Annotated in this window: 33 protein-coding genes; 21 read left to right on the top strand and 12 right to left on the bottom strand. The window is 63.5% G+C overall.

The window, feature by feature from the left end; translation table 11 throughout:
* Nucleotides 1-43 precede the first annotated feature (43 nt).
* Nucleotides 44-745: a hypothetical protein gene (locus VMF11_04180; GenBank protein HTU69498.1), complete on the top strand. Its 702-nt coding sequence runs from the start codon at nt 44-46 to the stop codon at nt 743-745.
* 8 nt (nt 746-753) lie between these two features.
* On the opposite strand, the gene VMF11_04185 is transcribed toward VMF11_04180, so the two are convergent.
* On the bottom strand, nt 754-2,382 hold the full coding sequence (locus VMF11_04185) for a carboxyl transferase domain-containing protein (protein ID HTU69499.1): 1,629 nt from the start codon (nt 2,380-2,382) through the stop codon (nt 754-756).
* 35 nt (nt 2,383-2,417) lie between these two features.
* On the opposite strand from VMF11_04185, the gene VMF11_04190 reads away from it, so the two are divergent.
* From VMF11_04190 to VMF11_04210, 5 genes are all read left to right on the top strand, one after another.
* On the top strand, nt 2,418-3,866 hold the full coding sequence (locus VMF11_04190) for a DUF1800 domain-containing protein (GenBank protein HTU69500.1): 1,449 nt from the start codon (nt 2,418-2,420) through the stop codon (nt 3,864-3,866).
* 8 nt (nt 3,867-3,874) lie between these two features.
* Nucleotides 3,875-5,101, top strand: a complete 1,227-nt coding sequence (locus VMF11_04195; GenBank protein ID HTU69501.1) for a DUF1501 domain-containing protein — start codon at nt 3,875-3,877, stop codon at nt 5,099-5,101.
* 285 nt (nt 5,102-5,386) lie between these two features.
* Nucleotides 5,387-5,692, top strand: a complete 306-nt coding sequence (locus tag VMF11_04200) for a helix-turn-helix transcriptional regulator (GenBank protein ID HTU69502.1) — start codon at nt 5,387-5,389, stop codon at nt 5,690-5,692.
* Nucleotides 5,682-6,479: an MBL fold metallo-hydrolase gene (locus VMF11_04205; protein HTU69503.1), complete on the top strand. Its 798-nt coding sequence runs from the start codon at nt 5,682-5,684 to the stop codon at nt 6,477-6,479. Before VMF11_04200 ends, VMF11_04205 begins: the two co-directional genes overlap by 11 nt.
* Nucleotides 6,469-6,894 (top strand): GNAT family N-acetyltransferase, encoded by a 426-nt coding sequence (locus VMF11_04210; GenBank protein ID HTU69504.1) that lies wholly within the window; start codon nt 6,469-6,471, stop codon nt 6,892-6,894. The genes VMF11_04205 and VMF11_04210 overlap by 11 nt, the downstream gene beginning before the upstream one ends.
* A 5-nt stretch (nt 6,895-6,899) precedes the next feature.
* On the opposite strand, the gene VMF11_04215 is transcribed toward VMF11_04210, so the two are convergent.
* The 5 genes from VMF11_04215 to VMF11_04235 are packed head-to-tail and all read right to left on the bottom strand — an operon-like array spanning nt 6,900 to nt 11,000.
* The gene (locus tag VMF11_04215) at nt 6,900-7,898 is read right to left on the bottom strand and encodes a hypothetical protein (GenBank protein ID HTU69505.1); all 999 of its coding nucleotides are present in this window, start codon (nt 7,896-7,898) and stop codon (nt 6,900-6,902) included.
* Between the two features lie 31 nt (nt 7,899-7,929).
* Nucleotides 7,930-9,357: an ATP-binding protein gene (locus tag VMF11_04220; GenBank protein HTU69506.1), complete on the bottom strand. Its 1,428-nt coding sequence runs from the start codon at nt 9,355-9,357 to the stop codon at nt 7,930-7,932.
* Complete coding sequence (locus tag VMF11_04225) at nt 9,354-10,031, bottom strand: response regulator transcription factor (GenBank protein ID HTU69507.1); 678 nt, start codon at nt 10,029-10,031, stop codon at nt 9,354-9,356. Before VMF11_04225 ends, VMF11_04220 begins: the two co-directional genes overlap by 4 nt.
* A gap of 10 nt (nt 10,032-10,041) precedes the next feature.
* The gene (locus tag VMF11_04230; GenBank protein HTU69508.1) at nt 10,042-10,413 is read right to left on the bottom strand and encodes a hypothetical protein; all 372 of its coding nucleotides are present in this window, start codon (nt 10,411-10,413) and stop codon (nt 10,042-10,044) included.
* Nucleotides 10,410-11,000, bottom strand: coding sequence for a sigma-70 family RNA polymerase sigma factor (locus VMF11_04235; GenBank protein HTU69509.1), 591 nt, complete (start codon nt 10,998-11,000; stop codon nt 10,410-10,412). Before VMF11_04235 ends, VMF11_04230 begins: the two co-directional genes overlap by 4 nt.
* 253 nt (nt 11,001-11,253) lie before the next feature.
* Here VMF11_04235 and VMF11_04240 point away from each other — a divergent pair, with 253 nt between their 5' ends.
* The gene (locus VMF11_04240; GenBank protein ID HTU69510.1) at nt 11,254-11,856 is read left to right on the top strand and encodes a hypothetical protein; all 603 of its coding nucleotides are present in this window, start codon (nt 11,254-11,256) and stop codon (nt 11,854-11,856) included.
* 89 nt (nt 11,857-11,945) lie between these two features.
* On the opposite strand, the gene VMF11_04245 is transcribed toward VMF11_04240, so the two are convergent.
* Entirely contained in the window at nt 11,946-12,086 is a 141-nt protein-coding gene (locus VMF11_04245; protein HTU69511.1) for a hypothetical protein, read from the bottom strand.
* Between the two features lie 118 nt (nt 12,087-12,204).
* On the opposite strand from VMF11_04245, the gene VMF11_04250 reads away from it, so the two are divergent.
* From VMF11_04250 to VMF11_04295, 10 genes are all read left to right on the top strand, one after another.
* On the top strand, nt 12,205-13,029 hold the full coding sequence (locus tag VMF11_04250; protein HTU69512.1) for a dihydroorotate dehydrogenase electron transfer subunit: 825 nt from the start codon (nt 12,205-12,207) through the stop codon (nt 13,027-13,029).
* Nucleotides 13,005-13,988: a dihydroorotate dehydrogenase gene (locus VMF11_04255; GenBank protein ID HTU69513.1), complete on the top strand. Its 984-nt coding sequence runs from the start codon at nt 13,005-13,007 to the stop codon at nt 13,986-13,988. The genes VMF11_04250 and VMF11_04255 overlap by 25 nt, the downstream gene beginning before the upstream one ends.
* A 10-nt stretch (nt 13,989-13,998) precedes the next feature.
* Nucleotides 13,999-14,709 (top strand): orotidine-5'-phosphate decarboxylase, encoded by a 711-nt coding sequence (pyrF, locus tag VMF11_04260; protein HTU69514.1) that lies wholly within the window; start codon nt 13,999-14,001, stop codon nt 14,707-14,709.
* Nucleotides 14,702-15,268, top strand: a complete 567-nt coding sequence (gene pyrE / locus VMF11_04265; GenBank protein HTU69515.1) for an orotate phosphoribosyltransferase — start codon at nt 14,702-14,704, stop codon at nt 15,266-15,268. Before pyrF ends, pyrE begins: the two co-directional genes overlap by 8 nt.
* Nucleotides 15,265-15,726 carry a GNAT family N-acetyltransferase gene (locus VMF11_04270; protein ID HTU69516.1) on the top strand — a complete coding sequence of 154 codons (462 nt, stop codon included), beginning with the start codon at nt 15,265-15,267 and terminating at the stop codon, nt 15,724-15,726. Before pyrE ends, VMF11_04270 begins: the two co-directional genes overlap by 4 nt.
* Nucleotides 15,711-16,787, top strand: coding sequence for an AI-2E family transporter (locus VMF11_04275; GenBank protein HTU69517.1), 1,077 nt, complete (start codon nt 15,711-15,713; stop codon nt 16,785-16,787). The genes VMF11_04270 and VMF11_04275 overlap by 16 nt, the downstream gene beginning before the upstream one ends.
* Before the next feature lie 29 nt (nt 16,788-16,816).
* The gene (locus VMF11_04280; protein ID HTU69518.1) at nt 16,817-17,869 is read left to right on the top strand and encodes a mechanosensitive ion channel family protein; all 1,053 of its coding nucleotides are present in this window, start codon (nt 16,817-16,819) and stop codon (nt 17,867-17,869) included.
* Nucleotides 17,870-17,875: 6 nt separating this feature from the next.
* Nucleotides 17,876-19,369: a S53 family peptidase gene (locus tag VMF11_04285; GenBank protein HTU69519.1), complete on the top strand. Its 1,494-nt coding sequence runs from the start codon at nt 17,876-17,878 to the stop codon at nt 19,367-19,369.
* Nucleotides 19,370-19,962: 593 nt separating this feature from the next.
* The gene (locus VMF11_04290; GenBank protein ID HTU69520.1) at nt 19,963-20,118 is read left to right on the top strand and encodes a hypothetical protein; all 156 of its coding nucleotides are present in this window, start codon (nt 19,963-19,965) and stop codon (nt 20,116-20,118) included.
* Nucleotides 20,119-20,122: 4 nt separating this feature from the next.
* Complete coding sequence (locus VMF11_04295) at nt 20,123-20,443, top strand: type II toxin-antitoxin system PemK/MazF family toxin (GenBank protein HTU69521.1); 321 nt, start codon at nt 20,123-20,125, stop codon at nt 20,441-20,443.
* A 37-nt stretch (nt 20,444-20,480) separates the two neighbouring features.
* On the opposite strand, the gene argS is transcribed toward VMF11_04295, so the two are convergent.
* The gene (gene argS / locus VMF11_04300; GenBank protein HTU69522.1) at nt 20,481-22,136 is read right to left on the bottom strand and encodes an arginine--tRNA ligase; all 1,656 of its coding nucleotides are present in this window, start codon (nt 22,134-22,136) and stop codon (nt 20,481-20,483) included.
* Nucleotides 22,137-22,161: 25 nt separating this feature from the next.
* Nucleotides 22,162-22,623, bottom strand: coding sequence for a 23S rRNA (pseudouridine(1915)-N(3))-methyltransferase RlmH (locus VMF11_04305; GenBank protein ID HTU69523.1), 462 nt, complete (start codon nt 22,621-22,623; stop codon nt 22,162-22,164).
* 205 nt (nt 22,624-22,828) lie between these two features.
* On the opposite strand from VMF11_04305, the gene VMF11_04310 reads away from it, so the two are divergent.
* On the top strand, nt 22,829-23,167 hold the full coding sequence (locus tag VMF11_04310) for a hypothetical protein (GenBank protein HTU69524.1): 339 nt from the start codon (nt 22,829-22,831) through the stop codon (nt 23,165-23,167).
* Nucleotides 23,168-23,178: 11 nt separating this feature from the next.
* Here the strand turns inward: VMF11_04310 and VMF11_04315 are convergent, their stop codons facing one another.
* Nucleotides 23,179-24,036 carry a DNA-processing protein DprA gene (locus VMF11_04315; protein HTU69525.1) on the bottom strand — a complete coding sequence of 286 codons (858 nt, stop codon included), beginning with the start codon at nt 24,034-24,036 and terminating at the stop codon, nt 23,179-23,181.
* Between the two features lie 104 nt (nt 24,037-24,140).
* On the opposite strand from VMF11_04315, the gene VMF11_04320 reads away from it, so the two are divergent.
* The gene (locus VMF11_04320; GenBank protein HTU69526.1) at nt 24,141-24,290 is read left to right on the top strand and encodes a DUF5679 domain-containing protein; all 150 of its coding nucleotides are present in this window, start codon (nt 24,141-24,143) and stop codon (nt 24,288-24,290) included.
* Nucleotides 24,291-24,430: 140 nt separating this feature from the next.
* Complete coding sequence (locus VMF11_04325) at nt 24,431-25,363, top strand: IS1595 family transposase (GenBank protein ID HTU69527.1); 933 nt, start codon at nt 24,431-24,433, stop codon at nt 25,361-25,363.
* 16 nt (nt 25,364-25,379) lie between these two features.
* Here the strand turns inward: VMF11_04325 and VMF11_04330 are convergent, their stop codons facing one another.
* Nucleotides 25,380-25,889: a hypothetical protein gene (locus tag VMF11_04330; protein HTU69528.1), complete on the bottom strand. Its 510-nt coding sequence runs from the start codon at nt 25,887-25,889 to the stop codon at nt 25,380-25,382.
* On the opposite strand from VMF11_04330, the gene VMF11_04335 reads away from it, so the two are divergent.
* Entirely contained in the window at nt 25,890-26,174 is a 285-nt protein-coding gene (locus VMF11_04335) for a hypothetical protein (protein ID HTU69529.1), read from the top strand.
* Here VMF11_04335 and VMF11_04340 read toward each other — a convergent pair.
* Nucleotides 26,171-26,317 carry a hypothetical protein gene (locus tag VMF11_04340; protein HTU69530.1) on the bottom strand — a complete coding sequence of 49 codons (147 nt, stop codon included), beginning with the start codon at nt 26,315-26,317 and terminating at the stop codon, nt 26,171-26,173. The genes VMF11_04335 and VMF11_04340 overlap by 4 nt on opposite strands.
* Nucleotides 26,318-26,355: the final 38 nt, after the last annotated feature.

Below are 26,355 nucleotides of genomic sequence, written 5' to 3' on the forward strand. Positions count from 1 at the left end.
TCAGCATGACAAGATGAGTTATACGCGCGCTTTGGGGGATACCATGAAGCGATTTCGGTTTACCTCGTTGCTGGTGGCAGCGCTCTTTGTGGTTTGCGCGAACGCGATCGCCGCAGAGCCGCCGAACTACACCTATAGCCCGCGGCCGCCCGGCACGATCGTGCAAAGTAAGGTGGTGTATCTTGGGGGCGAGGCGATGCACTCGCAGTGGCGCGCCGTGCTCAGCAAGAAGCCGGTCGGGACCAACGGGAAAGAATCGTTCTACCAATGGTATCTTTCGATCTACGCGATCGACGCAACGGTCTATCGTCTGAAATACCAGTCGCCGAAAAATCCGGTCCCGTTCAGGGCGGTTGAGAAAGCCCACGGGGCAAACCTCTGGTTTCCGGTCGCCGACGGATCGATCGCCGGCGCTGGTGAGTTGATGGGCCCTGGCGCTCAACAAGTCGTCATCGTGAGCCACCAGATGGCGGCGGATTGCGGCATGGCGCGCGTCGACGTGTTCTTTGCGGGCGCAGCGATGAACGCGGTCATGCCGACGCTCTCGATCGAAAACCCCTGCGATCTTTCGGCCAAGATCGTCAAGGATGCGCAGGGCACGGCGCTCGCCGTTACCGGCCCGTACTACGGCCCGGACGCCCCGATGTGTTGTCCGACGAAACCGAAGGCGACCGCGATCTTCCGCATGACGAGCAAAGGCTGGACCCAGACGCCGCGCTACTTCAAGGTGACGCCCACGCCGTAGCCGGACGCCTACATTCTAAAGATGCCGAAATGCGTCGGCGGCTGAGGCGCGTTGGCCGCCGCGTCCAGACCCAGCGCGATGACGTGGCGCGTGTCGAGCGGGTCGATGATGCCGTCGTCCCAAAGGCGCGCCGTCGAGTAGTACGGATTTCCTTCGTGTTCGTACTTCGCCAGGATCGGCGCTTCGAACGCTGCCTTTTGTTCGGGCGTCATCTCGCCTTTGACGGTCGAGAGCACGCCGGCCGCTTGCGCTCCGCCCATCACGCTGATGCGCGCGTTCGGCCACATCCAGAGCTGCCGCGGTGAAAACGCGCGACCGCACATTCCGTAATTTCCGGCGCCGAAGCTGCCGCCGATGACGACCGTGAATTTCGGCACCTCGGCGCAAGCGACGGCCATCACGAGCTTCGCGCCGTCCTTGGCGATCCCGCGGTTCTCGTACTCTTTGCCCACCATGAAGCCGGTGATGTTCTGCAAAAAGAGAAGCGGTGTCCCGCGCTGTGCGCACAGCTCGATGAAATGCGCGCCCTTGAGCGCGCTCTCCGAGAAAAGGATGCCGTTATTGGCGAGGATGCCGATCGGATGGCCCTCGATGCGCGCGAATCCGCAGACCAGCGTCGTGCCGTAACGCGCCTTGAATTCATGGAATTCGGAAGCATCGATCAATCGTGCGATCACCTCGCGCACGTCGTAGGCGATCCGGCTATCGCTCGGAACGAGGCCGTAGATATCCGCCGGATCGTAGGCCGGCGGTCGCGCCTCGATCTTGTCCCACTGCAGCGGGAGCTCGCGGTGCAGATTGCGCACGATCTCGCGCACGATGCCGAGCGCGTGCGGGTCGTCGTTGGCAAAGTGATCGGCCACGCCCGAGATGCGCGTGTGCACGTCGGCCCCGCCCAGCTCTTCGGCCGTGACGACCTCACCGGTGGCGGCCTTGACCAGCGGCGGGCCGCCCAAAAAGATCGTGCCGGTGCCGCGTACGATCACCGTCTCATCGCTCATCGCCGGCACGTAGGCGCCGCCCGCGGTGCACGAGCCCATCACCGCCGCGATCTGCGGGATGCGCTTGCTCGACATCCGCGCTTGGTTATAAAAGATGCGGCCGAAGTGCTCGCGATCGGGAAAAACGTCGGCCTGCAGCGGCAAGAACGCGCCGCCCGAATCGACCAGGTAGATGCAGGGCAAATGATTCTGTTCGGCGATCTCTTGCGCGCGCAGATGTTTCTTGACCGTCATCGGATAGTAGGTGCCGCCCTTGACGGTCGAGTCGTTGGCAACGATTACGCACATCTGACTCTCGACGCAGCCGATACCGGTGACGATCCCGGCGCTCGGCGAGTCGTTCTCGTACATATCGAATGCCGCGAGCGCGGAGAATTCGAGAAAATCCGAGCCCGGGTCGATCAATGCGTCGATCCGCTCGCGCGCGGTCAGCTTGCCGCGCTCGCGGTGTTTTGCGGTCGCCTCGGGCCCGCCTCCGCGGCGCACGTGCCGCAGCCGCTCGCGCAATTGGTGACACAAGTTCACCATGCGCTCGGCGTTGCAAGCAAAGCTCTCGCTATGCCGATCGAGGTTACTCTCCAGAAGGCTCACGAGCCACGCGATTCGCTCGACCGCCGAGCTTAACCCGTTCCTCATGGCGTGTCGACTGCGTTTCCCGATAGAATGGCCGTATGGCTGCGGGATACGTCCGCCCGGCGGGGCAGCTCGACTTCACGACGGCACTGAGCCCCTACGCCGGGCCGTGGAACGATCGGCTGGCGGCGCATCTGATGCGCCGCGCCGGCTTCGGCGCAACGCCGGACGAGGTCGCGCGCTACGGGGCGATGAGCCCGCACGATGCGGCCGAGGCGCTGATCCACTTCCCCGACACCTCCCGTCTCGCGCCGCCGCCCGGCGTGATGGCCTATCCCGATCCGCGCCGCATCGCGTTCAAGGGAATGGACGACATGCAGAAGCGCGACGCAGCGCGCGCGCGCCGTAAGGAAGCGATCGGCGACATTCTCGCGCTGCAGGAGTGGTGGCTGAATCGCATGCTCACCACGCCGGCGCCGCTGCAAGAAAAGATGACCTTCTTCCTGCACGGCCACTTCACGACCGCCGCGATCCAAAAGGGCGTGTGGCCCAACCTGGTCCTCGCGCAGAACCAGCTCTTCCGTCAAAACGCGCTGGGCAATCTTCACGACCTCACGATCGCGGTGAGCAAAGATCCGGCGATGCTGCTCTACCTCGACAATGCCGAGAACAACAAATCGCATCCGAACGAAAATTACTCCCGCGAGCTGATGGAGCTCTTCACGCTCGGTCTGGGTAGTTACACCGAGGAAGACGTGCGCCAGTCGGCACGTGCGTTTACCGGGTGGACCATCGATCGTCGGACCGGCGAGTTTACCTTCAACCCGCGCACGCACGACGACGGCACAAAAACGTTCCTCAGCCGCACCGGCAACTTCGACGGGACGGATATCGTCGACATCATCTATCAACAGCGCGCCTGCGAGAGGTTCTGGGCTAAATCGCTGCTCAGCGCGTTCGTCTACAACGATCCCGAGCCGGAGCTGGTCGACGAGTTCGCCAACGTGATCTCGCGCAATCACTTCGAGCTTGCGCCGTCGATGTCGGTGCTGCTGCGCAGCAACGTCTTCTATTCGCAGCGTGCCTATCGCGCGCTGGTGAAGAGCCCGGTCGAGTTCGTTGTCGGTGCGCACAAGTCGCTGGATCTCGCGACGATCGTCGAGGGCACGCCGCAGGCGCTGCGCGCGATGGGTCAGATTCTGTTCTATCCGCCCAACGTCGCGGGCTGGCCGGGCGGCGCGAACTGGCTTACCTCGCAGATGCTGATCGCGCGTGAGAACTTCATCGCGCGCATCGTGAACGCGCAGACGGCGACGCAGTCGAGCTGGCTGGCTGCGGTCCCGTTGGATGCGAAACGCGCCTCCCGCGAGTTCATCGCAGCTATCCTGCAAAACGATGCCCCAAGTCAGGCGTACGTGCAGTTGATCGCGTATCTCGACGGTGCCGGGACCTCCGCGCTCGGCGCGCTCTCGGTCGAGAATTACGACGAGCGCGCTCGCGGCGCGGCTTATCTGACCATGGCGATGCCGGCCTACCAGTTAGGATAACGATGACGATGACGATGAAACGCGGGCGCTTCTTGCTCGGCGCGCTCTCGGGCCTCACGGTCGTGGCCAACATGGATCACGTGCTGGCACGTGCCCTGGCCGGCACGCCGCTGCCCGGGCTTCCGGGGGCGAGCGATCGGGTCGTGCTGCTGATCAATCTGCAGGGTGGTAACGACGGGTTGAATTGCGTGGTGCCGCACGGAAATCCGCAGTACTATCAACTGCGCCCGACGCTCGCGGTTCCCCAAAGCGACGTGCTCGCGATCGATGCCAACGTCGGCTTCAACCCGCAGATGCGCGCGCTCAAGGTGATGTACGACAAGGGCGAAGTCGCCGTCGTGCAAGGCGTCGGCTATCCCAATCCGGACCATTCGCACTTCCGCTCGACCGAGATTTGGCAGACGGCTGCTCCCGAGACCTACGAACATACCGGTTGGCTCGGACGCTATCTCGACGAAGCAGGTTTGCCCAAGAACAATCTGTTCAACGGCGTCGCGGTCGCACAGGTGTTGCCCGAGGTACTCGTTTCGAATCAAGTCGACGTGCCGTCGATCGCGAGTTTGAACGGGTATGGGCTGCTCAGCGACCGCAACGCGACCGCGAAGCGTACGTACACGGAATTGGTCACCGATCATGGCTTCCCGTTCCAATCGCCCTATCTGGCGCACGTCGCCGAGATCGAGGATCACGCCCAACGCGGTTCGGAAGAATTGCCAAAGCTGGTCGCCGGCTACAAAACCGATGCGACCTATCCGGCGACGCCGCTCGGGCGCAGCTTGGCGTTGGCCGCACAAATTGCCGGCAGCAACATCGGCACGAAAGTGCTGTATGTGCAGCACGGTTCGTTCGACACCCACGTCAGCCAGAAAGCGACGCAAGACCGCTTGCTCGGCGAATTCTCCGATGCGATCGGCGCGTTCTACGATGATCTGGCCGCGCACGGCAACGATACGCGCGTGCTCACCCTCACCTTCAGCGAATTCGGCCGGCGCATCGCCGAGAACGGAAGCCGCGGCACCGATCATGGTGAAGCCTCGCCGCTGTTTATGATCGGCGGCGGCGTCAAGGGCGGCCTCTACGGGCAGATGCCCGACCTGAGCGATACCAACATGGGCAACGTGCGCTACTCGACCGATTTCCGCAGCGTCTACGCGACGGTGCTCGAGCGCTGGCTGGGGCGGCCCTCGCAGACGATCCTCGCGGGCAATTTTTCGCAGCTTCCGGTACTGGCGTAATAGCGGTTGCTCGCTCGGTTCAGCCGAAAGAATCTCATATAATTTACGATCTCGGTAGCAAAATGTTCGATGAAATGCCGGTTCTAGGATCACTAGTGGTATAAATACCACGCAAAAGCGACTTTTGCCGAAGGTCCGCATTTCGCGTTCGTTCAACTACCCGCCAACGTAGCAGGGCCATGGTCCGCATGGCCCATGACCGGAGGGGCAATGATCGACGCCGGCATTTCTCCCGGAGGGCGCGAGTGCGGCCTGCCGCCCAGAGGCACGCCAAAGAACTACTTGATGGCCTGGCTTCTCGTCATGCTCAAAGATCACAATCTTCATGGATACGAGATCATGAAGGATCTCAAGCTCAAGTTCGACGTCGTCACCGACGCGGGTACGATCTACCGCGCGCTGCGTCAACTCGAACGCGACGGGTATATCGCCTCGTGGTGGGATTCGAAAGACCAAGGCCCGGCGCGGCGCGTGTACACCCTGACCGAGGCGGGTACGGCCGCGCTGCACATGTGGAGCGTCGTCCTCGAGCAGTACCGCTCGAATCTCGATCAATTCTTTAGCTTTTACGCCGGCACACTTGTCGGTTAGCATTCTCTTTCTCGGCAGCGGCGGCGCGCGCTTCGTCGTCGCGCGGCAATTTCGCGCGTCAGGCGGCATGTGGCTGCGCTTCGGGCAGACCCAGATTCACGTCGACCCGGGGCCCGGTGCGCTCGTGCGCGCACTCTCGCACGTGCCGCCCTGCAACCCGCGCGAACTTTCGGCCATCGCGCTCTCGCACAAGCACCTCGACCACGCGGCCGACGCGACGGCGATGATCGAAGCAATGACCTCGGGCGGGTTTCGGCGGCGCGGCGTGCTGCTCGCGCCGAAAGACGCACTCGAAGGAGAGCCGAGCGTCCTTCCCTACGCGCAGCGCTTCGTCGAGCGCATCGAAGTCCTCGAGCCGAGCAGCGGCCCGTATCACCTCGGCGACGTCGAACTCTACACCTCGCTCGCGCACCATCATGCCGTACAAACCTACGGTATGCATTTTCGCGGAGGAGGGCTGCGCGTATCGTATCTGCCCTGCGGCCGGTTTTTCGATGGCCTCGCGGCAGATTACGCAAGGCATGAACCCGACGTCCTGATCGTCAACGTACTGCGCTTTCACGATGCGATGAACGTCGATCACCTCACCTGGGACGACGCGCGCCGCGTCGTTGAATCCGTTTCGCCCCGCGTCGCGATCTTTCAACATTTCGGCACCAAGATGCTCGAAGCGGAGCCGGCCAAACTCGCGCAGAGCCTCGAAGACGAACTGGGTATTCGAGCGATTGCCGCCTACGACGGTCTCGAAGTCGACGTGGATACCGAGGTTGCGGCGATTGTCGCTTGAGGTCGTGCGCCTGCAGCCGCCGGCGCTCGAGTCGTTTTTCCGCGAACACGAGCGCGAGGCGTTGCGGGCCTTCTACGAATTTCCGGTCGTGTGGCACGAACAATCCTATGGCTTTGCCGCGCTCGAGGACGAGCGGATGCTCGGCGCCGGCGTGGTGCGCATCGCGGCGTCTCTGGGTCACGTCGATCGCGTGATCGTCGCGCAAGAACGACGGCGCGGCGGCTTGGGGCGTGCGCTCCTCGACGCGATGGCCGAGGTCGCAAATTACTACAACTGCCACAAGATGACCGCAATGGTTCCGCACCTGCGCGGTGCGCAGCGTTTCTTCGAAGCGTGCGGATACGGCGTCGAGGCGGTGCTGCCGCAGCACACTTTCAAACTCGACATGGCGATGATGCGGAAGTACCTACTCTAGCTTCCCTAGGGGAACGGCGGGTTCTGCCCCGCATTGCGCAGCCGCGGCCCGACGCGGCGCTCGAGCTCGGGATGGTCGCGAAGCGCGCCGCGATAGAAGACCACGCCGCCGTCGACGCTCGACGCGGTGACCACCGGACCGCCGCCCATCAGCGTTGCCTGCGCGTCGTTGGGGCTGCGGTTAACGCTGCCGTCCGGCCCGATATCGTAAAAGATCCGTCCGCTGCCCGCATGCGCGTCGATCTGTGCGCCGTTCGCAACGCCGAGCGCGACGACGCCGCGGTCGGTTTCGAACTGCGCGAGCCCGGGCTCGAAGAAGCCGTTGTCGTAGAGAATCGAGCCGGCGAGGCTCGTGACTTGGATCTGCTGCGAACGGCACCCGCTCATCAGGATGTTTCCGCGGCCGGTTCGCAGACGAAGGCGTCCGAAGGCCGAGTTGTCCACGTAGATCGGGCCGTTGTTCACTTGGATCGCGGCCGTTCCCGAGCTGTCGTTTATATGAACCTCGCCGGCGGTGACGTGCGCGACGAACGCCGTGCCCTGAAAGTCCTCGAGCGTTATCGAGCCAACTCTTACGTTTGCCAAGATCAGCGGCGTTTGCTGGGGCACGATCAGCGTCACGTCCCCGTCGCCGCGCACGATGATTGCATCGTGCTCACCCGGAGCAAAAGGGGGAAGTAAAAACGGTTCGGGAGCGAGGGTGAGTTGGCCGACGGGTGTCTGAATCGTTTGCGACCACAACATGATCTGATGCGGAACGCGCGAAGCGATGTCGCGCGGCGGCGCATGGGTGTACGTGATCGAGGGGTCGCTCTCGAACTGGATGCCGGGGCGGTCCCAGGTGCGGATCGTTACCGAGCCGTTACCGATTTGGAGGACGATGAACGGTGCGGGCGTGGTCGGAATATACATGTTCGCGGCATGGGCACGCGCACACACGCCGGCAAAAAACGCAAAGACAGCCAGGAGCCCTGCGAGCCCCCGCCGCCTAGTGGTCGCCGTCATAGTCTGATGATAGGCGGCAACGGAGGCCGCTTCATGAAGACTCGGTGAGCGTGTCGGTAATTCGGGGGAACCGTGCCCGAAAGAGCGCACCTCCTTGCGGCGCACGTTCCGCTTGCACCTCGCCGCCGTGCACGTGTGCGATCGAACGGACGATTGCAAGCCCCAAACCCGTTCCCGGCACGTCGCGCGAACGTGCTTTATCGGCGCGGTAGAACCGGTCGAAGACGTGCCCCAACTCCTCGTCGGAAATCCCCGGCCCGGTATCGGCGACTTCGATCCACGCGGTGCCGTCGTCGGCGCCGATGCGTATGCTCACGCTGCCCTGCGCGGTGAATTTGAGCGCATTATCCAGCAAATTGCTCACCAACTGACGCAGCAAATGTGCGTCGCCTTCGACGAGCGGCGAGGGCGTGGGCGCGTCGAACTCGAGCTGCACCCCCTTCTCGGCCGCGCGTTGAGCAACGCCCCGAAGCGCTTCTTGCGCGACGAGCGAGAGCGAGACCGGTTCCTTGGGAATCGCGTCGCCGCGATCGGCTTTGGCCAGCATGAGCATGCCATTGACCATATCGGCCAAGGCCGCGCTCTCGCGTTGAATCGTCTCGAGGCTTTCGCGCCGGATCCGCTCGTCGCGATCACCCCAGCGCAGCAGCAACTGGGCGTTGGCGTTGATCGACGTGAGCGGCGTTTTGAGCTCGTGCGACGCGTCGGAGATGAACTGCCGTTCGCGCGCGAAGGCTTCTTGGAGACGCGCAAGGAGATCGTTGAAACTGCGGGTGAGTTCGCCGATCTCGTCCGGCCGGCTTGCACCGGGCAGCCGGCGGTCGAGACGCTCGGATCCTATTTCGCGCATCGCACGTGAAAGCCGCGTGATCGGGCCGATCGCTTGCGAGGCCAAGAGAATCGAAAGTATGACGACCAGCGTAGCGGCCACGATCAATATCGTAAAAATCGTGCGGCTGGTCTGCGCGAAGGTTCGCTGCAGCTGGTCGAGCGATTCGGCCACGTGAACGATCACCGCAAATGAACCGCTGCGCAAGAACCGGTCTTCCACCAGCAACGTGCGCTCGCCGAGCTGCACCGTTCGAAACGCCCGCGGGTGCTTAGCGCTCAAGGTGAGGTTCGCCGGGATACTCGCCGCGCCCAGGTTCGGCGAGCGCGCGATCGGATATCCCCGTACCGTGTCGACTTGAATGAACGTCGTTGGCGATTGCCACGCGGCCAGGTTATTGCTGTTGAAGATCTGCAAGAACGAATCGGTCGTGACGTTGCCGAGCGAAAACGGAGTGACCGGTTGCGTGGCGTTCACGATCTCGTCCATGGTCGAATTGATCCGAGAACGGGCTTCGGCGTAGAGGATCGCTTGAAAACGCCAGACGATGACGCCGCTCGTGGCGCCCAGGGCGGCCAGCAACAACAACGCGTACGAGGCGGCAATGCGCCACCGCAGGGAGAGTCTCAATCCCTGATGGTATAACCGACGCCGCGCACCGTCGTGATCAATTTCTCGTCGAATCCCTCGTCGATCTTTCCGCGCAAATAACGGATGTAGACGTCGATGAGATTCGAGTCGCCCAGAAAATCGCTGCCCCAGACGCCGTTGAAGAGCTCGTCGCGCGTGTGCACCTTGTTGCGGTGCAGCAGAAGATATTCGAGCAGCGCGTATTCCTTTGCGGTCAACGTCACCGGCTTGCCGGCGCGCGAGACTTCATGCCGGTCGCGGTCCATCACTACGTCCTGATGACGGATCACGTTCCCTTGCGGATGCCGCTCGCGCAGACGCGCGCGCACGCGCGCCAGCAATTCTTCGGTAGCGAACGGTTTGGTGAGGTAGTCGTCCGCTCCCACGTCCAGCCCGCTTACCCGGTCGGGCACGCGATCCTTGGCGGTCAGCATGATGATCGGAACGCGGCTCTTGGCGCGAATACGGCGGCAGACTTCCAGGCCGTCCATCCGCGGCAGCATGAGGTCGAGTATCACCAGGTCCGGCTCCTTGAGCGCCTTCTCCAAACCCTCGAGTCCGTCGCGCGCGATCTCGACCTCGTATCCCTCGTGTTCCAGTTCGAGATTCAGCACGCGGCTGATTGCCGCATCGTCCTCGATCACCAAAACCTTGAATTTGCGCTCAGACTCCATCCGACCGGAGTTAGCGACGATCCGCCGCCTTGCCCTGCGTACGCGGTTGGAATCCGGTGAAAATCGAAAGCCAGACCGCGGTCGCACCGCCGGCTGCCACCCACGCGAGCAACGTCTGATCGGAGAGCGCGCGCTGCGTTCCGGCGCCCAGTGCCTGCAGTGAATACGCGAAGAGCGAACCGCCGCCCATGATTACGAGGGCGACGAGCCAGATGACGAGCGCGCACATCACGCCCAGAAAGATCAGTTCGCGCGGCGAGAAAAGCGGTGCGGGACGATACACGGTGGCCGTCAAGATCGCGGCGCGCAGATCGGCCGGCGGTTCCTCGAGCGGGAGGGCAAAGAGCGCCGCATCCAGCGCATCGTCGTTATCGAACGTCATTCGGTTACCTCCTCCGCGCGCAGGAGCTTGCGTAAATGCTCCTTTGCCCGGAATAAATGCGTCTTCACCGTTCCCATCGGCAGTTCCAATACTTCGGCGATCTCGTCGTACTGTTTTCCCTGCAAATGGTAGAGCGTAATCACCGCGCGATACTTCTCCGGGAGCCGATCGATGGCATCGTGCAGGCGGCGCGCCTGATCGATGGCGATGGCTTGCGTCTCCGGCCCGGGACCGGGGTCGGCGCGTTCGGGCAATTCATCGTTACTATAACGCTTGCGGCGATTCAAGCGATCGCAGCAGGCATGGTAGGTGATTGCGAAGATCCAGGTCGAGAACTTCGCGCCCGGTTTGAACGTTCGCAGCGAGCGGTAGGCTTTGAAGAACGCCTCCTGGGCGGCGTCGCGCGCTTCTTCGACGTCGTGCAGCGTGCGATACGCGAGATGATAGACGGCCCGATCGTAGCGCTCGACCAGCGTGGCGAACGCCTCGGAGTGACCTCCAAGCGTCATCGCTACCAGTTCACCGTCCTCGGGGCCGGAGCGTTCCGTCGTGTTTATACGGGGCGCCTCCGCGAGTGCTGCGACCACGTCTGGAATACGTCCGGCGGGGGCGGCGTGTTTCGCGGGCGCCGCTGAAACATGCCGGTGAGCCGGACGTATCTGTGGCAGGACGAACTACGGAGGCCCAACCCCATCATGGTCCTGACGATGACGCTGAACAAAACGCTCCCCCACGGTACACGCCCGACGCTGCCGGACGCCTGCGCTCCAGACTCCGCTCAAGCCCTGCGCCCTACCTTCGAAGGCTGGGGCCCGCGCCTGTGACGAAGGGAGAATTCTAATGGATCATGGCAACGACGATTTTGTCGCGGCGATCGCGATCATGGTGATCTTCGGAGCACCGGTCGCGGCCTGGATCGTGTCGCGCGTCTTCGCCCACAACGAGCGGATGGAGATGATCCGCCGCGGCATGGTGCCGCCCCCTTCGGGCATCCCCCCGATGCCGGGAGCCGGCTACGGCCCGATGCCCCCGCCTCCCCCTCCCCCTGGCAAACGCGGCTACCCGCCTCCGGCCGGCTACTTCGAAGACTACTATTACGCGCAACGTCAACTTCGCAAAGGCATCACGATCACGTGCATCGGGTTGGCACTGCTGATCGGTCTGGGTTCGATCGGTCCGCTCGCCGGCATTTCGTACGTGGGTCCCTGGTTGCTCGGCGGCCTGGTACCGATGTTCGTCGGCATCGCCCAAATCGTGAACGCGGTGCTCAACGGCGCGCGCCTTCCCGGTTTTGGGCCGGGAAGCGGGTTCCGGCACACGACCTTCGGGCCGCCGCCGCCACCGCCGGGATCGTCGCCCCAGCCTCCGGGCGGACCCTACGCCTGGCGGCCGGGACCGACGCCCGAAATCGAGCGCCCGGTTCAGCCTCCGGATCAGCGCTAAAAGAAATGACGACGCCGGTTCCGTGGAACCGGCGTCGTCATTTGCTGCGAAGATGATTCACGTATAAAGCCGGATGCGTCGAGGAGGGGTCACTTGCAGGAGACCAGCGCGATTGCCCATCCTGCCGTCGTTCTCGTTCGCACGAGATACCCGTCCGCAGTACGATCGTAGACTTGGTAGCCGGCTCGAAGCGCGTCGGCTAGAGACTTGAAGACCATGAGACCTGCCATCTGCGGACCCTCCTTTCCGAGTTTTCACTCTCTACTATCTATAACGGCCGTTGTTGCTCCGCGGTTCAGTGCGGCGCACGGACTTTTTTTAAAATTTGGCGAAAATGCGTCCACGCATATGGCGACTGCCGCATCCTCCGCTGCTATCCATCACGCCTTCATCCTCGATCGACAAGAGCTTGCACCCGGCGTGGTGTTGCTTGGATTCAACGCACCGGAGCTGGTCAGAATGACTGTTCCCGGGCAGTTTGTCATGGTCGTTCCGCCGAGCGGCGAGAGCGCCGCGGTGGCGCTTGGCATCTACGAGGCGAGCGAAGGCCGTGCAAGCGTGCTATTTTTCGTCGTCGGTAAACGCACGGCCAAGCTTGCGGCACTGCGTGAAGGCGACGTAATCTCGCTCGCTGGGCCGCTTGGCAACGGCTTTACACTTGGCGCCGCGCGTGACGTGGCGATCGTCGCCGGCGGCGTGGGAATCGCATCGGTACTGCTTGCGGCGCAGGCACTCGTGCGCGCCGGTGCGCGGGTGCGTCTCTACTATGGCGCGCGTTCTTCGGTTTCGTTGGTCGAGCGCGAGCGTTTCGCGCGCCATGGGTGCGAGGTTCACGTCGCGACCGACGACGGCAGCGTGGGTCATTCGGGCTACGTCACCGAGCTGTTCGGCCGAACCGACGAACCCCCCGATCTGATTTTGGCGTGCGGGCCGACGCCGATGCTGCGCGCGGTTGCACGCATCGCGGAGGAAATGAACGTTCCGGCGCAACTCTCGCTCGAGGAAACGTTTGCCTGCGGCGTCGGCGGTTGCTGGGGTTGCGTCGTTCCGTTGGCCGGCACCTCGGCGCAGGCGCCGAGTTTCCCGCCGCCGGAACGCGACGGAAGCGACGTCGTGTATGCACGCGTGTGTAAAGAAGGCCCCGTGTTTTGGGCGCACGAGTTGCGATGGTGAACGCCCGCGGCGTCGATCTCTCGGTGACGATCGGCGCGTTGAAATTGGACTACCCGACGCTGATGGGCAGCGGCTGTTACGGAAGCGGCGAGGAGTTCGCACCGTTCGTGGATCTCGCGCGTATCGGCGGCGTCGTGCTCAAGAGCGTCACGCGTTTGCCGCGTCTGGGGAATCCGACGCCGCGTCTGGTACACACACCCGCCGGCATGCTCAACGCGATCGGATTGCAGAATCCCGGGATCGAGTGGTATCTCGATCACGAGGTCGAGAAGTTCGCGAACCGCCCGTGCGCGATCATCGGCAGCGTGGCCGGATTCTCGGTCGATGACTATGCCTACGTCGGCGAACGGCTCGCCGCGCGTGCCGAAATCGACGCGCTCGAAGTGAACATTTCATGCCCGAACGTCGCGAGCGAAGGCGAAACGTTTGCGTGCGATCCGCACCTTACCGCCGAGGTCGTGCGCGCGGTGCGCGGCGTAACCGACAAAACGCTGATCGTCAAGCTTTCTCCGAACGTCACCGACATCGCTTCGATCGCGCGCGAGGCCGAGGCCGCCGGTGCGGACGCGCTGGCCGTCATCAACACCGTACGCGGCATGGCCATCGACGTTGAGCGTTGGCAGCCGCGGCTGGGCAATGTCACCGGCGGCCTTTCGGGAGCGGCGATTCGTCCGATCGCGGTACTCGCGGTGTACGAAGTAGCGCGCGCGGTGAAGATTCCGATCGTCGGGCAGGGCGGTATCGAAACCGCGAGCGACGCGCTCGAGTTTCTGCTCGCCGGCGCGAGCGCAATCTCGATCGGTACCGCGAATTTCACCGATCCGCAAATACCGGTCGGGATCGCTGCCGAGCTCATGCTATACTTGCAGCAGCGTAACCTGCGCTCGCTCGCGCAAATCGTAGGAAAAGCGAACGTGGGATTCGCGAACGCGTATCAGTACGAAGGAGACGAGGGGTGAGGCTGAAACCGTGGCGCAACTGATCGTCGCGCTCGACGTTCCCTCCGCCGACGAAGCGGAGCAGCTGATCGATCGGCTCTACGAGCTCGACGTGATCTTCAAAGTAGGGATGGAGTCACTCTACGGTTACCCGGAGCGCATCTTCTCGTACTGCGAAGCTCGCGACGTTCGGTTTTTCATCGACGCGAAATTGCACGACATCCCGCGAACGGTGGGTGCCGCGATGAAGCAACTGGTACGTCCCGGTGCCCGGATCGTCAACGTGCACGCGCTGGGAGGGGTGGAGATGATGCGCGCGGCGGTCGAAGCGGCGGCCGAGCGCGCGGACGAACTCGGCATCGCGGCGCCGCAGGTCTTCGCGGTCACGATTCTCACCAGCCACGCACCCGAAGATTTGGCCGAGCTGGGGCTGCACGGCGGACCGGGTGAGAACGCCACGCGGCTTGCGGCGCTGGCACGCGATGCCGGCTGCGCCGGGGTCGTGTGCAGCGCGTACGAGGTCGCCGATCTGAAAGGGTTCTTCGGTCAAGATTTCCTCACGCTGACGCCCGGAATTCGTCCGGTGGGCGAGGTGCACGGCGACCAAAAGCGCGTGATGACGGCGGCGCAGGCCGTCGCCGCCGGCGCCGACTATCTGGTGGTGGGGCGTCCGATCGTTCAGGCCCCCGATCCGCTCGCGGCGGCTCGTGCGATCCTGGCAGATATTCACGCCCTTGCTTGAGGTCGATCTCGAGCGCGCCTTGCGCGAGCGCGGTGCACTGATGCGCGGACATTTTCGCTTGAGCTCGGGGCGCCACAGCGACGTCTTTATCCAAAAGTTTCGGATTCTCGAAAACCCGCCGCTGGTCGAGGCGGTCGCCAAAGAGATTGCAGCCGCATTTCGCGCGACCAAACCGACGGTGGTGGTGAGTGCCGCGGTCGGCGGCATCGTGCTCGGCTACGAAACCGCGCGTCAGCTCGGCACGGACGCGATCTTCGTCGAGAAAGAGGACGGCGCGGCAACGCTGCGGCGCAGCTTCTCGCTCAAGCCCGAGGATCGCGCCTTGGTCGTCGAGGACGTGGTGACCACGGGGCTCTCGGTGCGCGAGGTGATCGACGTGGTGCGTCGCTCGGGAGCGAGCGTTGCGGGCGTCGGCGTGATCGTGCAGCGGGGCGCGGCCGACTTCGGCGTGCCGACCCGCGCGCTCTTGAACATGCCGCTGGAATCGCACGATCCCGCCGATTGTCCGCAGTGCAAGAACGGTCAACCGATCGACGATCCCGGTTCGCGCCGAACTTGAAGCTCGCAATCCGTAGCGCAACCGCGGCCGACCGCGCGTTCATCGAATCGCTGGGAAAGCGCACCGCGATGGACAGTGTCTCGCCGCTGCGGCACCCCGATCCGGCCGCGGTGCTGACGAACTTCGAACGGCTCCTGGCGATCCTCGACCAACGCGATTACACGGGCCTGATCGCCGAAGACGACGGCCTTCCGGTCGGATTCATGCTCGTTCTGGACTCGCTGCCCGACGAGGTAACCGGCGAAGACCAGGCCTTCATCGTGTACATGGCCGTGGAACGCGACCGGCGCGGCATGGGAGTCGGGTCAGCCCTGCTTGCGAACGCGGAGCATGAGGCCCGAAGGCGCGGCGCGCCGTATATGGCGTTGATGGTGACCGAGGAGAACGCGGCGGCTCGAGCGCTCTACGAACGCGCCGGGTATCGCACCGAGCGGCGGCTGCTGTGCAAAACGCTGTAACACCGGCCGGCTGGCGGCGTTTCTTTACCATCCTGATCGCGATCGCGGTCGCGATCGTGCTCTACCTTTTTGCCGAGCACATTCCGCGCACGATCTCGATTTTTCTGATCGCGGCGTTTATCGCCTTCGGCTTACAACCCGTCTGCCGCCGCCTGACCGTGCGCGGCATTCCAAAAGCGCTCGCGATCACGATCGTCTTCGTCGTGCTCTTGGTCGTGATCGTCGTCGGCCTGCTCGTGATCGTTCCGCTGACGATCGCGCAATTGCAAGCCCTGATCACCAACGCACCGTCATACGTCGTCTCTGTACAGAACTGGTCGCATGCCGCCGAACTCTGGCTGCAAAACCGCGTGCCCGGGCTGCACGTTCCGCCCGGCGCATTCGACATCGGCCAACTCGGCAGTGAACGGCTCACCGCGCTCGCGACAGGGACGCTGACCTCGCTCGGTGCGATCGTCATTGGCACGGCGACCGCGTTCTTCGTGGCCTTCTCGTCGATCGTGCTGTCGTTTTTCTTCTTACTCAACGACGAACAGATCGTCGAAGCGTTCGCGTCGCTCTTTCCGGCCAAGCGGCGCGCGACCGCGCGCAAACTGGCGACCGAGGTCACGGACACCTTCGGCAGTTTCATCTCGGGCCAGGTGCTGGTGAGCGCAATCACGGGCGTCGTCGTCGCCGTGCTCTCGGCGCTGCTCGGGTTCAAGTTTTCCCTGATCCTCGGCATCATCACCGCGATTGCGTACGCGATCCCGGTGATCGGTATGTTGATCGCGCAGGCCATCGCCGTCGTGCTGTGTGCTCCGCAAGGCGGCTGGATGATTCTCTGGGTGCAGGTCATTATGTTCGTGATGGCGCGCATCAGCGACAATATCTTGGTCCCGAAGATCATGGGACAGTCGGTCGGGGTCTCGCCGATCGGCGTGATGTTCGCGGTGTTCGCCGGCGGCGAACTCTTCGGTATACCGGGCTTGCTGCTCGGCATTCCGGCCGCTGCGCTCATTAAGATTTTATGGCGATACTTTGTCGCTCCGTGGCTGAACGCGCGCCTTAATCAGGCGTAGAGATCGTGGCCGGCGGGTAGAAGAGCCGCATGGATTTCCCCTCGACCTGGCCCACGATTCGCGCGATCGTAATTCCGGTCGCTTGCATCGTGGTGGCGGCAGGCGCCGGAGCGCTCGTCGAACTGATCCTAACGCGCAAGGTTTCGAAGATGGCATACGTGCGCGGGCACGCGTGGCTCTTCGCCCTGGTCGATGCGCTCGAAGCCGGGATGTTGTTCTGGAGCACCGCCCTGGGTATCCATATCGCGCTCACGATATCGTCGGCGCCTGCGAAGATCGAACATCTGCTCGACGAGACGCTGCTCGTGCTCGTACTGGCGTCGGTCACGATTATCGGCGCGCGTTTAGCCGCCAACACGGTGCACCGGTTCACGCGCGGAACCGGCGAACAGATCGCGTCCGCGACGCTGCTCGCCAGCGTCGCGAGCGGCGTGGTCGTGGTGATCGGCTTTCTGATCACGCTCAGCTCGTTGGGGATCGCGATAACGCCGCTGCTCACCGCGCTCGGCGTCGGCGGCTTGGCTGTTGCGCTTGCGCTGCAGCCGCCGCTCGCCAATCTTTTCTCGGGACTCCAGCTCGTCGCGTCGCGCCAGATTCGGCCGGGCGATTACATCGCGCTTCCCAGCGGCCAGCAAGGCTTCGTCGAGGACATCAACTGGCGCAGCATTTCGATCCGTGAGTCGGCGAACAACTTGGTCGTCGTTCCGAACTTGGTGTTGGCGCAAGAACTGTTCATCAACTATCGCCTCCCCGAGCCGCGCGTCGCGGTGCGCGTTCCGCTGCGGGTGGCATACGGCAGCGATCTTACGTTCGTCGAGAAGCTCGCGCTCGATGCCGTTTCGCGCATGGGGGAGGAGATCAACGATCCGCGAGCGTCGCACGAGCCATACGTGCGAGTTCACGAGTTCGCCGACACCACGATAAACCTGTCGGTGAATTTCTTCGTCCGGCGCGCGGTCGATCAGGAACGCGCAAGCAGCGAATATTTGCGGCGTCTCTACGAGCTGATGCAGCAGCACGGCGTCGAATCCCCGGCTGCCGGCCCGATCGTACCGCATCCCGAGCCCGCCGGCAGAGGTTAGCGTTCGATGGACGAGGAGCGTTGGGTCGTACCCGGCAGCACGCGCGAACGGCCGCCCGGCGAGTTCGTTGCCGCCTCCGATCCGGCCGAGCGGGTCACGGTGACGGTGATCGTGCGCTCGAAACACTCGAGTGCGCCGCCTCCGGGTCATCTGACGCGCGAAGAGTACGCCGGCGCGTACGGCGCCGGTGAAGGCGATCTCGAACGCGTCGAGGCATTTGCCCGCGATCACCGGCTCAGCGTGATCGAGCGCGATCCGGCACGCCGCACGATTCGTTTGGAAGGGAACGTCGCGCAGATGAGCGAGGCGTTCGGGGTTTCGCTTTCGACATACAAAGTCGAATCGAAGTCCTTTCGCGCTCGCACCGGAACGATTTCACTGCCGCCGTCATTGCAAAACGTGATCGAGGCAGTGCTCGGGCTCGACACGCGTCCGCAAGCGCGTCCGCATTTTCAAATCGCCGAACACGCGGCAACGTCGTTCACGCCGCCGCAAATCGCTGCGCTCTATGATTTTCCGAGCGGAGTCGACGGCACGGGCGAGACCATCGGCATCATCGAACTCGGCGGCGGCTACACGGCTGCGGACTTCTCGGCGTACTGCGCGCAACTCGGCGTTTCCGAGCCGGCGGTCACGATCGTAACCGTCGACGGCGCGACGAATTCCCCCGGATCGGATGCGGACACGGAAGTCATGCTCGACGTCGAAATGGTGGGCACGATCGCGCACGGAGCGAAGATCGTCCTGTACTTCACGCCCAACACGGATCAGGGCTTCATCGACGCGGTGACGACCGCGGTTCACGACCAAACCAACGAGCCGTCGGTGATCTCGATCAGTTGGGGCGCGCCGGAGTCGGAATGGACGAGCGCGGCGATGAACGCGCTGGACTCCGCCTGCGCGGCAGCGGCGGCAATGGGCGTGACGGTCTGCGTTGCCTCCGGCGACGGCGGCTCGAGCGACGGTGTCAACGACGGCGCGCCGCACGCGGATTTTCCGGCTTCGAGTCCGCATGCGCTGGGCTGCGGGGCGACGACCGTCAGCGCCTCAGGCGGCGAAATCAATTCCGAGGTGGCGTGGAGTGATTCCGGCGGAGGCGTGAGCGCCGTCTTCGCGCTTCCGTCCTGGCAAATCAACGCCAACGTTCCGGCGCCCCCCGATCCGAGCGGCGGACGCGGCGTGCCCGACGTGTGCGCCGACGGCGATCCGAACACCGGTTACGCGATCCGCGTGAACGGAACGAGCGAAGTCGTCGGCGGAACGAGCGCTTCGGCGCCGTTATGGGCCGCGCTGATCGCCCTGATGAACCAGCAGCTCGGAACCAGCGCGGGTTTTCTCAACCCCAAGCTCTACACGCTTGCGGGGTATCCGAATTCGCCGGGTCCCTTGCACGACATTACCAGCGGAAGCAACGGCGCGTATGAGGCGGGCACCGGATGGGATCCGGTGACGGGCTTGGGTAGTCCGGATGGTGCGCGCTTGGAAACGGCGCTGCGCTAGGACCAACGAACATAGCTGAAAAGGGACGGCACGGGGGCGCATATGGCAGGAATGTTACGCGGCGGTTAGTTTCGTGCGATAGGAAACAAAGACCAAATGAAAGCCGAGCGGTTCACCGAAGTGGGGAAGCATGCCTAGACCGGATCTTCCCCGGGCTCTAATGCTGCTAGCCCAAGGGACGCAGATGAACCCGCAGGGAGGGCTAATATTCTCGGTGTGCAGCCAACTGCGGCGACCTGGCAATTCCCTCAAGTCCTTCCACCGCTTACCTTGGTCGTGATTGTCTCGGGAGGTCAGCCAGGCAAGATATATTCGACGAAGTTTCGTGCATTTGACGCACGTGGCGTGCAACGCGCCGAAGGCAATGGGCCCGATGTCCCGTTCACCACGCAAATAAAATCGGCTAACTTGACTTGGAATCTACAGCAAATTTCGGCTGAACCAATCGTGGAGGAGGCTGGCACGTATTGGTTCGCGCTTCTCGTTGACGGCGAAGAGCTGACACGGACGTCGCTCGACATCCGACAGGTTGCGCGCCCGCCACAGGCGCCGCCATCTGGTCCTCAATAGGCGTAGCGAAAAGGAACAGCACGATGCAATACACATACTTCACTGCCATCGAAGCTGAATACGCGATGGATTCCTCTTACGTGCTAACTAATGCGTTTGAGACCGGAGCTGAAATCTACGACGACCTCGAGGCCTTCGTGAACCGGGCAAAAGAGGTCTTGGACGACGAGTCGATCTAAGCTTTTGAATCGCTTCGACGTTCGCATTGCCACGGCACTTGGGAAGGATCGTCCGGTTCTGCTCATCTCCCATGATGACGCATGTGCCGCCCAAGAAACTGTCGTCGCGGTGCCGATTCGCACGAAGCCGCCGCCCTTTCAGTGCCACGGACTGCCGGATATTCTCTCGCTAAGAGACGCGCATGATCTCCGAGGCTACATCCGCTTCGACCTGCCGCATTTTTACCGGCGCTCTGATATCGGACGGCTGATTCGTAGGTTTACCGATGCCGAAGATGTCGAGCGGCTCAACGCAGCAATCAAGGACGCATTTCAGATCCCATAGCGCCCGGCAAAGACGGCCTAGCTTTTCGGTGCCGATCTCACATCGATTCCGGCGCGCTGACGCCGATCAGTTCGAGCACCTGCGCGAGCACCGATCGCGTGGCAACGCACAGCGCGAGTCGCGCGAGACGGAGGTCGCGCTCGTCGACCAAGATCGTGCACTCGGCGTAAAACTGGTGGAACTCGGTCGCGACGTCGCGTGCGTATTTGGTGAGCCGGTGCGGCGCGAGATGGTCGACGACGCCCTGCACGACACGGGGCAGCTCGGCGACGCGGCGCGCGAGCGCGATTTCGGCCGGTTCGTTCAAGACGGTTAGCGGCGGAACGGCGCGCGCTGCATCGACGTCGGCCGGGTCGGCGCGGCGCAGCACCGAGGCGATACGCGCGTGACCGTACTGGACGTAGTAGACCGGGTTGTCGCTGCTCTGCTCGACTGCCAGTTTCAAGTCGAAGGTCAGCGGTGAGTCGGTGCTGAGCATCGCGAAGAAGAAGCGCGCCGCATCGACGCCGACTTCGTCGAGAATCTCGTCGAGGGTGATGATGTTGCCCTCGCGTTTGCTCATGCTTACCTGCTCGCCGCCGCGCATCAGCGTAATCTGCTGTGCGATCAAGATATCGAGCTTGCCGGGGAAGCCCATGGCCGCAGCGGCCGCTTTGAGCCGCCCGATGTACCCGTGGTGGTCGGGACCGAGGATGTCGATCGCACGGTTCGAGCGGCTGAGTTTCTCGAAGTGGTAGGCGATGTCGGGCGCAAAGTAGGTTGGGCTGCCGTCGCTGCGGATGATGACGCGATCCTTGTCGTCGCCGAATTCCGAGGTGCGGAAATACTGCGCGCCGTCGGCTTCGTAGATCAATCCCATCGCGCGCAGTTTGTCGAGGTCCTCGTTCATGCGGCCGGACTTGCGCAACTCGCGCTCGCTCTGCCAGAGATCGTAATGAACGCCGAAGCGTTCCGCGGTCGCCCGTTGTTCGGCTACGATCGCATCGCGACCGAATTTCGCGAGCGTCGCGATCGCGTCCGCGTGATCGCGCCACTTCTCGCCGTCGCGCCGCGCGATCGCCTGGGCGAGAGCGACGAGATAATCGCCGGGGTAGCCGTCCTCGGGGAATGGATAGGACGGATCGTAGTGCTGCATGTAGCGAGCGTAGAGCGAACGGCCGAGCGTCTCGACCTGCGAGCCTGCGTCGTTGATGATCCATTCGGCAAAGACGTCGTAGCCGCGGAAACGGAACGCGCGCGCGAGCGTATCGCCGATCGAGAGCGTGCGTCCTTGCACGACGACCAGCGGACCGGTCGGATTGGCGCTGCCGAACTCGAGCGAGATGCGCTCTCCGCGCGGCAGCGCGCGACCGAAGTCCGCGCCTTGGCGCAAGATCTGCGCGACGAGCGCCTGCCAGAGAGCGGGCGCGAGTCGCACGTTGATGAACCCGGCAACCGCGTCGATCGAGGCAAAGCGCCCGGCGATCTCGGGCGATTGCGCGCGCAGTTGCTCGATGAGCGCATTCGCGACGTCGTTGGGCGAGCGGCGCGCGATCTTCGCCAGCGAGAACGCGACGTTGGTCGCGAAATCACCGAACTCCGGCCGGCGCGGAGCCTCGAACTCGACGGCGGCCGGCGGCGCCTGCGGATACGCGCGCCCGACGATCGCCTCGATCGCCCGCGCGAATGCGTCGAGCGCGTCGTCGGGCAACATGGGTTCAGCGTCCGCCGAACCCTCGTCAGTGGTGGTAGGGTTCATTACGCGAAATCTTCGCCGCACGGTAGAGCTGTTCCAGCACGATGGCGCGAGCCCACTCGTGCAAGAACGTCAGCGGCGAGAGCGACCATAGCACGTTCGCGCGATCGCGCAGCGTCGCGTCCGCACCATAGGTTCCGGCTACGACAAAGGTCAGGCGCGAGGTCCCGTCGCGCGCGATTTTCTCGATTTCCGCGGCGAGCCCGGTGCTGGAAAATTCGGCTCCGTCGCGTTCGAGCAGCCACACGCGATCGTCGGGCCGCACGTGCTTGAGGATGCGCTCGGCCTCCTCGCGCACTGCGGCTTGCGGGTCGCCGCCGTGCGCCGCGCGCACTTCGATCTCGGCGTAGCTGAAATACGGCTCCAGCCGCTTACGAAAATCGGCGCACGCATCGGCGATGTATCCGGTGCGAATCTTGTCGACGGCAATCAACCGAAGGTGCATGTGAAGCGTGTTGCGTCGCGGCGCTCGGTCACGCCTTCGCGAACGGACGCAGACTCCACCCGTCTCGGTACTCCCGAAGAGGCGCCGAGCATATCGTGGTGAACGGCTGTTAGCGATGCGCTGCGAATTATTGTCCGAAGCAATTAGGCGCGTTACCGCAGCGCTCGGCATCCCTGCGATATGGCGCGCGTCCCGGACAGTTGAATTGCGCCATGAACGAACCTCAACCGATTGGCGCTCGCTCTCGGCCCGGCTCGGACCGGAAGGCGACTTGATCGTCGAGGGCCAGGATCTCGGCAAAGGCGTCGAGTCGCTCTTCGGCTACAACGAATACGAGTGGACGTTGACGGTCGCGGCAGTCGACACGCCCAAACTCTTGGCGGCGTTGAAGCGCGGTCAGGGCCCCTTCGATTTGCTGCGGTGCCGTCGCGGTCTGCTGGACGCGCTCCGCCGCCGTTTCCACCAAAGTACGGCGAGCCAGCTCGAACCGTTTCTCAAGGAGAACGGTGTGCCATATTCGTTTTGGAACAGCATCGGCGACTAACGCGCCGCCGATCAGCCGCAACTGGATGCGAAACGCGTTGCGCCGCGGCGCTCGACCACGCCTTCGAGTTCGAGCATCGCGAGTTCGGCGAGCGCCTGCGCGGCGGGCAATCCGGTCGCTTCGACCAGATCGTCGAGATCGCGTTCGCCGTTTGACAGGACGGCCAAGAGCGCGCCGGGCGCGCCGTCGCGACGAATCGCCGGAGGCGGCTTGCGGCCGGGAAGATGCAACACTTCGAGCACGTCGGCGGCGCAGCGCGCGAGAATTGCGCCGTCGCGGATCAGCGCGTGGCAACCGGCGACGTGCGCGCGGTCGACATCGCCCGGGACGGCCAGCACGGGGATGCGCGGCGCGGCCCACCCCGCCGTGTTGAGCGCGCCGCTGCGCGCCGGCGCCTCGATCACGAGCACCGCGTCGGCGAGCGCCGCGACGATCGCGTTGCGCGCAAGGAAATGCCACGGCGCGGCCTCTTGCTCGGGCGGGAAGGGCGAGAGGACCGCTCCGCCCCCTGCGAGCATGCGTTCGGCGAGCTCGCGGTTCCGCTGCGGGAAGAAACGGGCGTGACCGCTGCCCAAGATGCCGACGGTGGGCGCGCCGGCGTCCAGCGCGCCCTCGTGCGCTGCCGCATCGATCCCGAGCGCCAGGCCCGAGATCACGCAGCAGCCGGCTGCCCCAAGTTCGCGCGCGAAGCTACGCGCCAAACGCCTCCCGTACGGCGTCGCGGCTCGCGTTCCGACGATCGCCACGCTTGGCTGCCGCAAGCCCGCCAGCGAACCGCAGCGCCAGAGGCCGTTTCCGTCCCAGGCGAAATCCCGTCCACCGCGGGCGTCCTCGAAGGCCGCCCGGGTGGTATACTCCGGAGCATCCACGCCGCAGCCTTCCCGCACGGCGCCCTCGTCGTCTAGGGGGAGGCGAAGGGGCATACCCGAATACGGGGACCCGCACCTCGCCCGAAGCTCTGGAGGATCCACAGGTGGCAGCAGAAGCGTATTGCGTCAAGTGTAAAACCAAGCGACAGATCAAAGACGCGGTCCAGATCACGATGAAGAACGGCCGTCCCGCAACCGAAGGCAAGTGCCCCGAGTGCGGTACGAAGATGTTCAAGATAGGCGCCGCCTCGTAGGTTTTGCAGCCCAAAACCTACGCCGGCGAGGCGTTCCCCTCGCGAACCAAATTTTCGAAGGGCCGGACGGCGGGGACGCTGGACGGCCTTTTCGTTATTATATACTTGCCAAAAACTAGTCGGTAGAGTAAAATAAGGGCGTGGAAGCCCAAGCTCAGCCGGTCCCCGAAACCCTCTTGGAAGCCGTCCGGCGGTTCCAGGACCCGCAGGTCGCGCACGACTACTTCGTCGCCCTACGCTGGCCGAACGGCGTGGCCTGTCCGCGTGCTTGCGGCTCCGTGAACGTGGACTACATGCCGAAGCACCGGCGCTGGTACTGCCGCGATTGCCGCGGGCAATTCTCGGCCAAGGTCGGGACGATCTTTGAGGAATCGCCCATCGGCTTCGACAAGTGGCTCCCGGCCATTTGGCTGATCGCGAGCAACCGAAACGGCATTTCGTCGTGCGAGCTTGCGCGGGCATTGAAGGTCACGCAGAAAACCGCGTGGTTCATGCTGCACCGTATCCGTGAGGGAATGCGCGACGATGCGTTCGGCAAGTTCTTCGGGCCGGTTGAAGCGGACGAAACCTACGTCGGCGGCAAGAAGGGCAATCGCGGGCGTTCTGCGGGCCGCAAAAAGACGGGACCGCAGGCTGGCAAAGCGATCGTCATGGGCATCGTGCAGCGTAAGGGCAAAGTCCGCGCCTGGGTTGTGCCGAGCGCGCTAGGCTTCACGCTGCGGCAGAAGATTCGCGATAACGTGTTCGCAGGCGAAACCGTCTACACCGACCAGCACGGCGCATACTACCGCCTTCGCGATCTGGACGGCTACGATCATCAGGTCATCAACCACGCGCTCGAATACGTGCGCGGCCATATCCATACGAACAACATCGAAGGCTTCTGGTCGGTGTTCAAGCGGATGGTCAAAGGTACGTATATCGCGCCGCGTGTGCAGCATTTGCAGCGTTACGTCGAAGAAGAAGTTTTCCGCTTCAACGAGCGCGAGAGCACGGACGGGCCGCGTTTCGTGAAACTAGCGCAAGGCGCAGACGGCAAGCGATTGACCTACAAGGCGCTTACCGCAAAATAGTCCTTTGGCGTACACATTAGACCTCTCCAGCGCGCTCGCAAAGCTCGAACGCGGAAAAGCGCACATAGACGCGCTTAGGGTCGAGATTGAGAAAGTTTACGCCGATGGTAGCCCTATCACACTTCGGCGCGAGTACGAGCCTGAACAGGGGCGCGTAGTTGTTCGCATTGACCGCGTCATAGATATCCCGGATCACTGGGGTCTCATCGTAGGAGACGCAGCGCATAACCTTCGCTGCGCCCTCGACCACTTGTGCTGGCAATTGGCCGTGCGCCATTACAACGGTGTCGAGCCCACGGATCGAAACACCCTGCAAATGATCCACTTCCCAATCGTCACCGATAAGAAGAAGTGGCAGGGCAGTGTCGTTCATCAATGGGCGGACCCCGCCGACGCCGATAAGCTCAAAGACTTCCAGCCATTCAACCTTGGTCCGAAATCGCGAGCCAGGGGATATCGTCATCCCTTTGAGGGCTTCTGTGGGTTCGATGGTGTCGATAACGTCGATAAGCACCGGAGAATCCACTTGACATACATTGCGCCGAGCCTTAAGAGCTTCGCTCCCGAGGATACGCGCGTATTCCGTGATTGTAGGCCCGCGACGGGATTCATTAACGTCGCTTTCAGTGGATTTCCGACAAACCTGGGCGACGAACTCGCGCACGTTGAGGTCATCCCCACGGGGCCGAACCCGGATGTAGATTTCGAGACCGACCTCGCCGGATATGTAGCGATCGGCGAACGATGGGATGTTATTAAGGCACTCGATGCCTTTGCCGAAGGGGTCGAGCGGATTCTGGGCCTGTTCTAGGACTTCTTCGCGCGCTTGCGCTTCGGGCGCTCGGCCTCGGCCCGGTCCAAGTCGTCCTTGCTGACCTGAAGCAAGCCCTGGACGACCTTCTTGAGGTCCTCCTCGGGCATCAGCGCGAAGTCGGTCTTGCGTTTGCGGGGCATGGGCCGATACTACGCCGGGGGTCGGTTCGGCGTCCAGG

The sequence above is a fragment of the Candidatus Baltobacteraceae bacterium genome (assembly GCA_035502855.1).
In the GTDB taxonomy this organism is placed as follows: domain Bacteria; phylum Vulcanimicrobiota; class Vulcanimicrobiia; order Vulcanimicrobiales; family Vulcanimicrobiaceae; genus Aquilonibacter.